Annotated in this window: 1 rRNA gene; it reads right to left on the bottom strand. The window is 49.1% G+C overall.

Going from position 1 to position 377, the window contains the following annotated elements:
* A 23S ribosomal RNA gene (locus tag CIK04_RS31100) occupies positions 1 to 377 on the bottom strand; the annotation flags it as partial.

The following is a 377-nucleotide window of genomic DNA, read 5'->3' as shown; positions in this document are numbered from 1 at the left end:
CGCTGAACCATTMTACAAAAGGTACGCAGTCACACCACGAAGGTGCTCCTACTGCTTGTACGTTACACGKTTCAGGTTCTATTTCACTCCCCTCACATGGGGTCTTTTCGCCTTTCCCTCACGGTACTGGTTCACTATCGGTCAGTCAGGAGTATTTAGCCTTGGAGGATGGTCCCCCCATATTCAGACAGGATAACACGTGTCCCGCCCTACTCGATTTCACTGAACATGCATCGTCAACTACGGGACTATCACCCTGTATCGTCGGACTTTCCAGACCGTTCGTCTAACACATGTAAAGCTTAAGGGCTAATCCAATTTCGCTCGCCGCTACTTTCGGAATCTCGGTTGATTTCTTTTCCTCGGGGTACTTAGAT

The organism is Vibrio sp. 03_296, from assembly GCF_002265885.1.
This window is presented reverse-complemented; position numbering and strand designations above follow the sequence as displayed.